Genomic DNA, 13,411 nt, shown 5'->3' on the forward strand with positions numbered 1-13,411 from the left:
GGATATGGATAAGATATAGTCTGTGCTTGTTAGAGATAACAAGAAGTTCAAGGCTAATCTCCTTAATTTATTAAGGAGTATATATGCCATGAGAACTGCATAAGCAGTAGCGCACTTATGTGAACGACGCTTCCCACTGTTGTGGGGTTTTAAAAACTTTAAAAATAAATAAAAAATATTACTTTTTTGACAGATAAAATGTAGAATACATGGTATAATATCTCTGATGAAAAGGAGGTGATTATATATGTATTTAACATTAAAACAACAAGTAAAACATCTTAGTAAAAAAGAGTTTAAAAACTTAAAATATTTGTGCCATATAGCTAAGAATTTAAAAAATCAAGCTATATACAATGTTAGACAACACTATTTTAAAAATAAAAAGTATTTAAGCTATAATGAAAACTATAAGATACTTAAAAATAGTGAGAATTATAAGAAGTTAAATTCTAATATGGCTCAACAAATTTTAAAAGAAGTAGATGAAAGTTTTAAATCATTCTTTGCACTTTTAAAACTTGCTAAGAATGGTCAATATAACAGTAAAATAAAATTACCTAATTATCTTGATAAAGATGGTTTTACAACTCTTGTTATAGGTTTTGTTAGATTAAAAGATGATATGCTGATAGTTCCTTATTCAAATTCTTTTAAGAAAACTCATCAGGAAGTTAAAGTTAAGCTACCATCAGTATTAAAAGACAAGAAGATAAAAGAAATTAGAATAATACCAAAACAACATTCTAGGTACTTTGAAATTCAATACATTTATAAGGTAGAAGAAGTTCAAAGGGAATTAAATAAAGAAAATGTACTAGGAATTGATTTAGGTATAGATAATCTTTGCACTTGTGTTACAAATGCTGGAGCTTCATTCATAATAGATGGTAGAAAATTGAAATCTATTAATCAATACTATAACAAGACAAATGCAAAATTGCAAAGCATTAAAGATAAGCAAAAGATAGAGCACACAACATTAAGGCAAAAGAGAATAGCTAGAAAGAGAAATAATCGCATAAATGATTATCTTTCAAAAGCAGCAAGAATAATTATAAATTATTGTCTTAATAATGATATAGGAAAACTAGTTCTAGGATATAACGAGAATTTTCAAAGAAATTCAAATATAGGAAGTATAAATAATCAAAACTTTGTAAATATACCATATGGAAAATTAAGAGATAAATTAATATACCTATGTAAACTATATGGAATAGAATTTAAACTGCAAGAAGAAAGTTATACATCAAAAGCAAGTTTCTTTGATGGAGATGAAATCCCAATATACGATAAAGAAAATCCGCAAGAATATATATTCAGTGGAAAAAGGATAAAAAGAGGACTATATCAAACAAGTAAAGGCTATCAATTAAATGCAGATTGTAACGGAGCATTAAATATATTAAAAAAAAGTAAAGTTGTGGATTTAAGCGTCCTATACAATAGAGGTGATCTGAACACGCCTAAAAGAATAAGGGTAGTGTAAAGCTATCAAACTTCTTAGAAAATTTTTAAATATTTTTAAAGATTTTAGAACCCTGCGACTTTAGTCGTGGGAGGTTCAGAAAGGCTGCTAAAATGAGAAATGAGTCGCTTGATCATATTTTATTATATGGGCCTCCAGGATTGGGAAAAACTACACTTGCAGGAGTTATTGCCACAGAAATGGGAGTAAATCTGAAAGTAACGACTGGACCTGTGCTGGAAAAGGCGGGAGATTTGGCGGCTATTTTGACGTCTTTGGAGGAAAATGACATTTTGTTTATTGATGAAATTCATAGATTGAATACATCTGTGGAGGAAATTCTGTATCCTGCGATGGAAGATGGAGAACTGGATATTCTTATTGGGAAAGGGCCGTCTGCTAGGAGTATACGTGTGGAATTGCCGCAATTTACGTTGATTGGGGCAACTACAAGGGCAGGGCAGTTGAGTACGCCGCTTAGGGATAGATTTGGAGTTACTCACAGGATGGAATATTATAAGCTGGAAGAATTGAAGGAAATTATACGAAGAGGGGCGAATATTCTTGATATTTCCTATGATGAGGATGGAATTGCGGAAATTGCTAAAAGAAGTCGAGGAACGCCTAGAATTGCTAATAGGTTATTGAAAAGGGCAAGGGATTTTGCGCTTGTGGAAGGTTCGGGAGTTCTGGAAAAAGAAAGCGTGGATGGAATCCTGAAATTGCTAGGAGTGGATGACAATGGCCTGGATGAGCTTGATAGGAATATTTTGCTGTCGATTATAAATGTTTATAATGGCGGTCCTGTTGGAATTGAAACTTTGTCGCTTTTGCTCGGGGAGGACAGACGGACAATTGAAGAGGTTTATGAGCCGTATCTTGTAAAAATTGGGTTTATAAAAAGAACTCCACGTGGAAGAGTTGTGACAGAATTAGGATATAACCATTTAGGAATTGAAAAAATATTTAGTGAAAAAAAATAAAAATTTAAAGATAACAATTGACACTAAACTCCAATTAAAAAGCCAAATTATACTAGATCTGTTCGATAACAAAAAAAATTTATAATTTAATAAAATAAATATACTGAAGCAAGGGATCTTGACATCTTGTAAAAATAAAAAAACTTAGGTTATTGAATATATCTATTGGATTTTGAACTTTTTCAAAGAATTTATAGTAAATTTGCTATTTAAGTGGAAAATGATATTAAGTAAAAAATGAGGTGAAAAACTGTTGTTGACAGTAATAGCGGAAAAAGAAAATATTGATGAAAATAATGGAAAAATTTTGATAAAAGACAGATTAGACTGTAATCACGTTCAAAATGTGTATCGTTTAAATATAGGTGATGAATTGCGGGTAATTGACGGGGAATGTGAATATTTTACAAAAATTGCTGAAATTTCAAAAAAGGAAATAGCTGTAAAAATATTAGAAAAAAAAGAAGACAGTTATTCTTTGAGTATAAATATTGATATTGCGATGGGGATTTTGAAAAATGATAAAATGAATTTGGCAATACAGAAATTGACGGAAATTGGTGTAAACAGGATAATTCCTTTAAAAACTGAGCGAGTTGTTGTAAAAATTAATGAAAAAAAGGAAAAATGGGATGTTGTTGCAAGGGAAACGCTGAAACAATGCAGAGGAATAAAATTTACTGAAATTACACCTGTAAAAAAACTTTCGGAAATTGATTATCAAAAATATGATAAAATAATTTTTGCCTATGAAAATAGTGGCGAATCTAAATCTTTATCAGAAATAATAAAAAAGGAAGATAAGAGCATTTTGTATATAATTGGTCCTGAAGGTGGAATTACAGCGGATGAAGTTGATTTTCTGAAAAATAATAAGGCAATAGAAATTAGTTTGGGAAAAAGGATTTTACGGGCAGAAACTGCGGCAATTGTTGTTTGTGGCATTATTGCTAATTTTTATATATAGCTTTTTATTTTACTAAAATTAAGAAATAAATTGAAAATTAGCTGAATATATAATATAATATACCATAGTAGTGATAAATAACTTATACAAGGATTTTTGTACAGTTATTAAATATTTTAAGTTAATTATTAATAATTTTTTTATTTGATGCCTATTTTCTTTTTGACTAAATTTTTGATTGATATTTGTTTTAGTTAAATTGGTTATTATAGTTAAACTTAAATTGTATTGATTTTTTTGAATAGAAATTAAAGTAAGAATAATTTGATAAATAAAAAAATATAAAAAAGAAAGGAAGTTTAGGGAATGAGTGAAGTGAGTCATAATTATGAAAAGGAAGTTCAGGAAATAATTGATATTATGGAGGATAAAAAGGCGCAGGATATAAAGGTATATGATATGAGGGGAAAATCACCTTTTTTTGACTACTCAATATTGTGTACTGGGAGTTCTTCTAGAAATATTGAAGCGATAGCGACTGATATAAAGAAAAGCCTTGAAAATGTGAAAAATGTGGAAGGGCTTGAGGAGGCTAACTGGGTTCTTATTGATGCCGGAGATCTAGTTATAAGTGTGTTTAGTAAAGATGCCAGAGATTACTACAGACTGGATGATTTTTATAATGGCGTGAATGAAGGAAACGAGGAAACAGAATAGATAACAGTTATAAAGAGGAAAATTATGAGAGAATTAGATAAAGAAGAGAAAAATGTACGATTTATTGCCTTTCTTATTCTTGTTGGAGCTGTTTTTCTAATATTAATCGCACGTCTGTTTACATTGCAGATATTAGAGGCTTCACAATATGCAGAACAGGCATTGCAAAATAGAATTAGAACAAATATAATAAAGGCTACACGTGGAGAAATTTACGACAGGGAAGGTAAATTGCTTGCTAAAAATACAACAGGATATCAGCTGGTTCATATGCATACATATACGTTAGATCCAAATGACTTGAAACTTTTAAAGGAAGTTAAGGGAATGACGCCAGAACAGATGGATGCTAGGCTTGCTAACGAACGTAAGGCTGTGGCAAAACGGATTAAGGAAACAATGGGCGATATAAATACTATAAGCCAGCTTACAGGATATCAGGTTGACTATCTTATAGATAGATTTTATAAGCAGCAAAGAATGGGAACTGATAAAAAGATACTTGTTATTGAAGATTTAGACAAGCAGGTGGCATTAAGGGCAATTGAAAAAATTAATAATGACAGAATCGACATTGTGGAGTATAATAAGAGATTTTATCCTGAAGATGCGCTTGCATCGCATGTTATTGGATACGTAAAGCCTATTAGTGAAAAAGAATTCAAGGATCTGGAAAAGGATGGATATAGAAATAGTGACCTGATTGGTAAAAAAGGTGTTGAACGTTCTTACGACAAGGAAATGAAAGGTCAAGACGGTAGGGAAAATGTTGAAGTTGATGCTAAAGGAAATGTTATAAGGCAAGTGGAGGCAACAGAAAGTGTTGCAGGAAAAAATGTCTACTTGTCAATTGACATGGAATTGCAAAAATATATGACAGATGCATTTTCAGGTAAAAGCGGGGCTTTTATTGCAATGGAAGCTAAAACTGGAAAAATAATTACATTTGTAAGTAATCCTGAAATCAGCTTGAATTTATTAAGTTCGAGAATACCTGATAATCAATGGACTGAACTGGTAAATTCAAAGGCAAAGCCGCTTGTTAATAAGGGAATTGCTGGACTTTATCCACCAGGATCGACTTTTAAAGCGGTAACGGGAATGGGAATACTGGAATCTGGAATTTCTCCTTATGCTACTGTAAATTCAACTGGACAGTACAGATACGGGAAGTTAATATTTAGGGATTCGCATAAATCTGGAAACGGAATTACCAATTTTGCAAAATCCATAGAGCAATCTGTAAATACATATTATTATGTATTTTCACAAAAAGCTGGAATTAACAATATTGTAAAATATGCAAAGGAATTTGGAATTGGATCTAAGACGGGAATTGACATTCCTGGAGAATTGACAGGAACATTGCCTAGTCCTGAATGGAAGAAGAAAAGATTTAAGAAGAAACAGGATCAGAGATGGCTGCCTGGAGATTTGATAAATATGTCAATTGGACAAGGATATGTTTTGGCAACTCCAATTCAAATTGCCTCAGTTTATCAAACTATAGCTAATAATGGTGTAAAATTAAGACCTACGGTTGTTGACAGATTTGTGACATATTCAGGAAAAGTTGAAAATAATAAGCCTGTAGTAATAAAAAAATTGAAGGTAAGTCCAAAGAATTTGAAACTATTACAAAATGCCTTGAGATTGCCGGTAAGTGGTCCAGGTGGAACAGTTAAAGTTTTATATATACCAAATTATCCAGTTTCAGCAAAAACAGGGACTGCACAAAATTCAGGATTTGGAGATAACCACTCGTGGATTGCGGGATATTTTCCATCTGATAATCCTCAAATTGTTTTTGTATCAATTGTAGAAGGTGGAGGATATGGAGGAGTAGCCTCAGGAGCTATGGCACAAAAATTCATATACAAATATAGAGATAAATACGTCTTGAAAAAACAGGATGCTGAGAAAAAGAAACAGGAAGAAGAAAAGAAAAAGCAAGAGGAAAAAAATAAGAATTTAAAAAATAATAACAATGTAAAAAATTAAAATGAAGGAGGTGTTTGCTAAATGTCAGAAAAGGAAAAAGGCGAGTTCGGTAATCAAATCTTAAAAAGAAATTTTTCCAAGAAGGAAGATATTAATAAAATAAAATCTGGAATGAAAAGATTTAGAAGGAAAAGTACGAATCGAAGACATTTAGATGAAAAAAATGAAATACGTTATATTCCAAGAGTAAATGATAGGAATAGACATATAGACAGAAAAGTGGATGGAAAAGAAGAAAAAATGTATGTAATCCCACTTGGAGGTCTTGAAGAAGTTGGAAAAAATATGACAGCTTTTCAATACAAGGATGAAATTATTGTGGTGGATGCTGGTCTTACATTTCCAGAAGATGAGCATTTGGGAATAGATGTTATAATTCCTGATTTTTCATATCTGGAATCAAACCGTCATAAAATAAAGGGACTTTTATTGACGCACGGACATGAAGATCATATAGGGGCAATCCCTTATTTTTACCAAAAGTTAGGGACAGAAAATATACCAATGTACGGTGGAAGATTAACACTTGCACTTGCAAGGGCAAAATTTGAAAAAAAGGATGCAAAATTACCAAAAGAGAAGGTTATTAGCGGAAGAACTATTTTAAAGGTGTCAAAATATTTTACGGTTGAGTTTGTAAGTGTAACACACAGTATAGCAGACTGCTATGCAATTTGCATTAAGACTCCTGCAGCAACTATTTTACATTCTGGAGATTTTAAGGTTGATTTGACGCCTGTTGATGGGGAAGGATTTGACTTTGGAAGATTGGCTCAGCTGGGAGAAGAAGGAGTGGATCTTTTGCTTTCAGATAGTACAAATGCACAAATACCAGGATTTACGCCATCTGAAAGAACAGTTGGAGAAAGTTTGAAGGATGAATTTGCAAAGGCTAAGGGAAGAATAATTTTGGCAGCTTTTGCTTCACACGTTCACAGATTGCAGCAAATTGTAAATATTGCGACAAAACATGGAAGAAAAATTGCAATTGACGGAAGAAGCATGGTAAAAATCTTTGAAATATGTTCAAATCTTGGATATTTAAAAATACCGAGAGATACAATGATTGATATTGACAAAGTTGAAACCTATCCAGCGAATAAGGTGCTTATATTATGTACTGGAACACAGGGAGAACCGCTTGCGGCACTTTCCAGAATTGCAAACGGGACACACAAGCATATTTCATTAAGAGAAGGAGATACAGTTGTAATTTCTGCAACACCTATTCCTGGAAATGAAAAAGCTGCTACCAAAAATATAAATCAGCTTATGAAACGGGATGCAAATGTTGTTTTTGAAAAAGGAATTGGAATACACGTATCAGGACATGGCTGCCAGGAAGAACAAAAATTGATGATAAATCTTGTAAAACCTAAATATTTTCTGCCTGTGCATGGGGAATATGCAATGATTAAAAAACATAAGGAATTGGCAATGGCAGTTGGAATACCTGAAAAAAATGTTATTTTGACAGAAAATGGAGCAAAATTGGAATTGTCTAAAAATAGTTTCAGATCTGTTGGAAGAGTGCCGAGCGGGGCTACATTTATTGATGGATTTGGAATTGGCGATGTTGGAAATGCTGTGCTGAAGGATAGACAAAATCTGGCAGATGATGGAATTGTAATTATTACGATTTCTCAATATAGAAATGGAAAATTTAATAGGCAAATAGAGCTTGTAACACGTGGATTTGTGTATAATAAGGATGCGGAAAGCTTGCTTTCTGAAACAAAGAAACTTGTTAGAACAGAGCTTGCTAATATGGAAAATGAAGGAATAAAGGAAATTGGAAAAATTAAACAAAAAATAAGGGCAAAAGTTGGAGAATTCCTTAATAAGGAAACAGATAGAGAGCCTATAATTTTACCAATTATAATGGAGGTTTAGAATGATACAGCTTTCAAGTAAGGAGAGAGCTTTTTTAAGAAAATTGGCACATAATTTAGATCCGATTGTGAGAATTGGGAAGGATGGAATTGATGAAAATGTGATAAATTCCATTGCAGAAGTTGTGAAAAAAAGAGAATTGATAAAAGTAAAAATATTGCAAAATTCATCAGTTAAATTTGACAGGGAAATGGGAGATGAAATCGCTAGAGGTACAAAATCAATATTTGTTGATAAAATAGGGAATATATTGATTTTTTTCAAGCCTAAACATAAAAAGGATGCAAAAATTACTCCTGAATTTGACAAGTTTAGAAAAAGTAAAGCTAAAAAATAGGAAGAAAATAGAGAGGAAAAATAAATGAGTGGAGGAATACTGTTTGGAAATAGATTACTTGATGTTGCGGTAATTTCATGTTTTTCGGCACAGTTTTACAAAGTTTTTTTCCCTTTATTCAAGGGTCAAAAGCCTCAATGGGCAAGGCTTATCCAGACTGGCGGAATGCCAAGTTCCCATGCTTCGACAGTAGTTTCCCTTGTAACAGGCGTATTTTTACTAAAGGGATTCAGGTCAGTTGAATTTGCGATTGCAATGGTGTTTGCCGGGATTGTGCTGTATGATGCGACAGGAGTAAGACAGCAGGCAGGAAAGCATGCAAGAGCTATAAATAGGCTGGTGGATGCCATTGAACATAACGATGGTATAGAAATTATTAATGAAAAATTTAAGGAGCTTCTGGGACACACTCCAATTGAAGTATTTTGGGGAAGTATTTTAGGAATTGCTGTTGGACTTTTATTTAAAGGATATATATTGGGATAAATAAAAATATTTTTACTGGAAAATCACAGTTATTAATTTAGCTGTGATTTTTTTATTGAAATATGAAGGAGTTAAAAAATTTTATATGTATATACAAAAATAATTCTTTACAAATAAATTTTTTTATAGTATAATATTTTTATATACAAATATAAAAGATAAAAAAAGTAAAATATACAATAATATTTTTAGAAAGGAAAAACAAAATGGACTTTAATTTTATAGTAGAAAATATTCCTAAATATTTAGAAGCAATGAAATTGACTGTGTTTATAGGAATTTTTGGAATTATATTTTCAATATTGATTGGGATAGCTTGTGCATTGGTGCTTTATTATAGAGTTCCAGTGGTTAGGCAGATTGTGGGAATTTATATTGAACTTTCGAGAAATACGCCACTTGTAATACAGCTGTTCTTTCTGTATTTTGGGCTTCCAAAAATTGGGATTACATTTAATTCGTATGTCTGTGCTGTGATTGGATTATCTTTCCTTGGCGGAAGTTATATGTGTGAGGCATTTCGGAGCGGACTGGAGTCAGTTTCAAAAGGGCAGCGGGAATCTGGACTAAGCATCGGGCTTACAGAATCACAGCTTATAACTAATGTGATACTGCCACAGGCATTTACAGTTTCCTTTCCAGCGATAGCGGCAAATATAATATTCCTTTTAAAGGAAACTTCAGTAATAGGAATTTTGGCTTTAATGGAACTGATGTACCTGACTCGGGATTTGATAGGGCTATATTATAAAACGAATGAAAGCCTGTTTATGCTTGTTGCAGCATATTTGATTATTATTTTACCAGTTTCGTTTGTTTTAACAGTAATTGAAAGGAGAATAAGATATGCAACTGTCGGGAATTGATGTTATTTTTAAAGGAGTCAATTTACAAAGACTTATGGGCGGGCTTATTGTGACAGGACAAATTGCCCTTGTTTCCATAGTGTTTTCAATATTATTTGGATTAATTTTAGGAATAGTTATGACTTCAAAAAATAAAATTATTTATTGGACTTTAAAATTTTATCTGGAAAGTATGAGAATCATTCCCTTGCTTGTGTGGCTGTTCATAATTTATTTTGGAATTGCGAAAGGCTTTGATTTACATATTGATTCAGAGACTACGACAATAATAGTGTTTGTGATTTGGGGAACGGCTGAAATGATGGATATTGTGAGGGGAGCAATTATTTCTCTTCCAAAAATTCAAGGGGAAAGTGCAAAGGCTCTGGGGCTTGATACAAGTCAAGTTTATAGATATGTGCTGCTTCCACAGGCAGTAAGAAGAATTGCACCTGCAGCGGTAAATCTTATAACAAGAATGATTAAGACAACTTCACTTGCGATTTTTATAGAAGTTGCAGAAGTTCTAAAAATAGGACGGCAAATTATAGAATTTTCAAGCAGGAAAAATCCAATGGCGCCATTCTGGGTGTATCTGTTCATATTTTTTCTATACTTCATAATTTGTTATCCAATTACATTATTATCAAAGAAAATGGAGAAAAAATGGGCTGTTTAAAAAATAAAGGAAATGGAGGTAAGCAAAATGGCAGATTTGAAAGTTTTATTGGAGCTTTCTGATATAAAAAAAGAATATAAAAAAGGCGTACCCGCACTAAAAGGAGTTTCACTTTCAGTAAATAAAAGCGAGGTTGTAGTAATACTGGGGCCTTCTGGATGTGGGAAAAGTACACTTTTAAGATGTATAAACGGACTTGAAGAAATTCAGTCTGGAGAAATAAAATTACAAGGAAATGTTATTAATAAAGACAAGACAAAATGGCATTTAATACGCCAGAGAATAGGAATGGTATTTCAAAGTTACGAATTATTTGATCACATGACAGTTATGCAAAATCTTCTGTTAGGACCGCTTAAAGTACAGAAAAGGGATAAAAAGGAAGTTGCGGAGCAAGCGGAAAAACTGCTCGAAAGAGTAGGACTTCTAGATAAAAAGAACTCATATCCAAGAGAACTGTCAGGAGGGCAGAAGCAAAGAATAGCAATTATAAGATCACTATGTATGAATCCAGAAATAATGCTGTTTGATGAAGTTACAGCGGCACTTGATCCTGAAATGGTAAGAGAAGTGCTGGATGTAATGCTGGAACTGGCAAAGGAAGGAATGACAATGATAATCGTTACTCATGAAATGGAATTTGCTAAAGCGGTTGCGGATAGAATAGTATTTATGGATTCTGGAGAAATCGTTGAAACAAATTATCCACTGGAATTTTTTAGAAATCCAAAAACTGAAAGGGCTAAGAAATTCTTAAATATATTTAATTTTGAAAAAAAAGATAAGATGGAATCGGCTTTGCTGATTTAATTAATATGAATTGTGTTTATAAAAAACAAAAAATATAAATAAACTTGGAGGTAATTATGAAAAAAAATTTTGAAAGGTTTGTAAAAATTATTGCAATCTTAGTTTTAGGAGTATTTGCAATAAGCTGTGGAAAAGGTGGAAAGGGAAGTGCTGAGCCAGGATCAATTGAGGCAATAAAAAAAGCGGGAAAAATAAGAATAGGAGTATTCGGAGATAAGCCGCCATTTGGATTTGTGGATGAAAATGGGAAAAATCAAGGATATGATATTTATTTGGCAAAAAGACTTGCTAAAGATTTATTAGGCGACGAAAATAAAATAGAATTTATCACATTAGAAGCTGCAAACAGAGTGGAATATTTATTATCAAATAAAGTTGACATTATTCTAGCAAACTTTACAGTAACAGACGAAAGAAAACAAAAAGTTGATTTTGCAAAGCCTTATATGAAAGTGTCGCTAGGAATTGTTTCGCCAGAAGGTGCTCCAATAAAAGATGTGAAGGAGCTGAAAGGTAAAAAATTGATAGTGAACAAAGGAACAACAGCAGAGATTTACTTCACTAAAAATTATCCAGATATAGAATTGTTGAAGTATGACCAAAACACAGAAACATTTAACGCATTATTAGATAAAAGGGGAGCTGCACTCGCACATGACAATACTCTAGTATTCGCATGGGCAACAGAAAATCCAGGATTTGTTGTGGATATTAAACAGTTAGGGGAACAGGACTACATTGCTCCAGCTGTAAGAAAAGGGAACAAGGAACTGCTAGACTGGCTAAATACTGAAATAGATGCTCTTACTAAGGAAGGATTCTTTGAAAAAGCATATAAAGCAACTCTTGAGCCTGTTTACGGAAATAAAGTTGATCCAAAAACAGTAATTATCGAAAATAAATAGACTAATTAAATAATAAATTTATAAAAATAAAAAAGTAAACTGCTTCAGAATATTGAGGCAGTTTTATTTGTGTTATAAAATTTTATTTGCTGCAATTATGCTCTAAGATTGTGTTTTTCTATATTTTCTAGCAATTATCAGTAAAATTGAACAAGTTAGAAATAATATCGAAAATTCCATAATTATCAAATTTTGTCTAAAAATAAAAATTGCTGCAAATGAAATAGTTAAAATTCCTAAAATTTTTGAAAAATCCTTTTTGTTTAGACGTTTTTCTTTGTCCAGGTAAATACTATTTGCGAATAACATTAAGTAAAAGCCTGTATATCCAAGAATATAAAAAAATGCTAAAAAAGTTTTATTCGGCTCTTGTCCAATTAAATTCCAAGCGGAAGTTATAATTCCTAAACTAATTAGCAGGAAAAAATGTGAATACATCAGTACCAATCCACGTGTTACCAGATGATGGTTTATCATTTTGTTTATCAAGATTGTATATGTTCCAAATAGTGAAAATATTGCAATTAAAGCGATAAATGGATAAATTGTAAAATGCTTTATATCAAAATATTTTGTAATTCCGACAATCATTTCTCCAAAGAACAAAATTGTCAATAATTCAAATCGTTCTTTTAAATGTCCAAACTTAGCAACATTATTATCAAATTCAATTTTGTAAATTACAGGAAGAAAAGCTCCTGAAAAGGTTGTAATTATAAGAAGTATTGATCCAATATAAAAATTTACGAACAGACTGATTATAAGCAATGAACTAACGACTAAAAGAATATTTCTTGCATTAACAGCTTCTTTTTCGCCAAATCCTTTTTTCATCGCTTGACAGTGATACAAAAATGCTACACTCAAAGCCATAATTAACATTGAAATTGTAAAAGGATAGTAGGCTTGACTCCAATCTGCTAAAAAAGAATTAGACAAATAAATCGCTGCCGTCATATTTACACACATGGTCATAATTTCACGAAAGTTAAATGTCCCAAACCTATTCAAATAATTTGTCATATACAGCCATTCCTGTAAGACAACGAGCGATGCTAATACAAAATTAAAAAATGTCCAAGGCTCAATCACTCCATGATGAGGGTGATGAATAATTCCTGATATTTTTGAAATAGCATAAACAAATATCAAATCATAAAAAAGTTCAATATTTTCAACTTTTCTTTCTTTAATTAAACTCATTTTTGTATTATCTCCTTATTTTTTTTATGTTTCTTTATTATATACTAAAGTTTTAAATTTGTCTATTATTTTCTCAATAAAATTATAAATAATTACTTATCTAAATATAAATTTTAACATATAGTAATTTTATTTTAAAACAAGAGTAAAAGATTAAATTTATTACTTTTTACA

At 31.6% G+C, this 13,411-nt stretch carries 12 protein-coding genes and 1 pseudogene; 12 read left to right on the forward strand and 1 reads right to left on the reverse strand.

Going from position 1 to position 13,411, the window contains the following annotated elements:
• Positions 1-247: 247 nt before the first annotated feature.
• The 12 genes and pseudogenes from FVE73_RS00930 to FVE73_RS00985 all read left to right on the forward strand — a co-directional run bounded on the left by FVE73_RS00930 (position 248) and on the right by FVE73_RS00985 (position 12,034).
• Entirely contained in the window at positions 248-1,492 is a 1,245-nt protein-coding gene (locus FVE73_RS00930) for an RNA-guided endonuclease InsQ/TnpB family protein (RefSeq protein ID WP_146997813.1), read from the forward strand.
• 80 nt (positions 1,493-1,572) lie between these two features.
• Positions 1,573-2,454: pseudogene (gene ruvB, locus FVE73_RS00935) on the forward strand (Holliday junction branch migration DNA helicase RuvB); the annotation flags it as partial.
• Positions 2,455-2,707: 253 nt separating this feature from the next.
• Positions 2,708-3,421, forward strand: a complete 714-nt coding sequence (locus tag FVE73_RS00940; protein ID WP_018499444.1) for an RsmE family RNA methyltransferase — start codon at positions 2,708-2,710, stop codon at positions 3,419-3,421.
• A 306-nt stretch (positions 3,422-3,727) separates the two neighbouring features.
• Positions 3,728-4,078 carry a ribosome silencing factor gene (gene rsfS / locus FVE73_RS00945; protein ID WP_018499443.1) on the forward strand — a complete coding sequence of 117 codons (351 nt, stop codon included), beginning with the start codon at positions 3,728-3,730 and terminating at the stop codon, positions 4,076-4,078.
• Positions 4,079-4,102: 24 nt separating this feature from the next.
• Entirely contained in the window at positions 4,103-6,079 is a 1,977-nt protein-coding gene (mrdA, locus tag FVE73_RS00950) for a penicillin-binding protein 2 (protein ID WP_018499442.1), read from the forward strand.
• A 21-nt stretch (positions 6,080-6,100) separates the two neighbouring features.
• The gene (locus tag FVE73_RS00955; RefSeq protein ID WP_018499441.1) at positions 6,101-7,972 is read left to right on the forward strand and encodes a ribonuclease J; all 1,872 of its coding nucleotides are present in this window, start codon (positions 6,101-6,103) and stop codon (positions 7,970-7,972) included.
• A 1-nt stretch (position 7,973) separates the two neighbouring features.
• The gene (gene yhbY / locus FVE73_RS00960; RefSeq protein ID WP_018499440.1) at positions 7,974-8,309 is read left to right on the forward strand and encodes a ribosome assembly RNA-binding protein YhbY; all 336 of its coding nucleotides are present in this window, start codon (positions 7,974-7,976) and stop codon (positions 8,307-8,309) included.
• 24 nt (positions 8,310-8,333) lie between these two features.
• Positions 8,334-8,795 (forward strand): divergent PAP2 family protein, encoded by a 462-nt coding sequence (locus tag FVE73_RS00965; protein ID WP_018499439.1) that lies wholly within the window; start codon positions 8,334-8,336, stop codon positions 8,793-8,795.
• Positions 8,796-9,001: 206 nt separating this feature from the next.
• Positions 9,002-9,661: an amino acid ABC transporter permease gene (locus FVE73_RS00970; protein ID WP_018499438.1), complete on the forward strand. Its 660-nt coding sequence runs from the start codon at positions 9,002-9,004 to the stop codon at positions 9,659-9,661.
• Complete coding sequence (locus FVE73_RS00975) at positions 9,642-10,319, forward strand: amino acid ABC transporter permease (RefSeq protein ID WP_146997814.1); 678 nt, start codon at positions 9,642-9,644, stop codon at positions 10,317-10,319. Before FVE73_RS00970 ends, FVE73_RS00975 begins: the two co-directional genes overlap by 20 nt.
• 27 nt (positions 10,320-10,346) lie before the next feature.
• The gene (locus FVE73_RS00980) at positions 10,347-11,129 is read left to right on the forward strand and encodes an amino acid ABC transporter ATP-binding protein (protein ID WP_146997815.1); all 783 of its coding nucleotides are present in this window, start codon (positions 10,347-10,349) and stop codon (positions 11,127-11,129) included.
• A 56-nt stretch (positions 11,130-11,185) separates the two neighbouring features.
• Complete coding sequence (locus tag FVE73_RS00985; protein WP_018499224.1) at positions 11,186-12,034, forward strand: cysteine ABC transporter substrate-binding protein; 849 nt, start codon at positions 11,186-11,188, stop codon at positions 12,032-12,034.
• A 102-nt stretch (positions 12,035-12,136) separates the two neighbouring features.
• On the opposite strand, the gene FVE73_RS00990 is transcribed toward FVE73_RS00985, so the two are convergent.
• Positions 12,137-13,237 (reverse strand): low temperature requirement protein A, encoded by a 1,101-nt coding sequence (locus tag FVE73_RS00990; RefSeq protein ID WP_018499223.1) that lies wholly within the window; start codon positions 13,235-13,237, stop codon positions 12,137-12,139.
• Positions 13,238-13,411 lie beyond the last annotated feature (174 nt).

Source organism: Leptotrichia wadei, assembly GCF_007990545.2.
Lineage (GTDB): Bacteria > Fusobacteriota > Fusobacteriia > Fusobacteriales > Leptotrichiaceae > Leptotrichia > Leptotrichia wadei.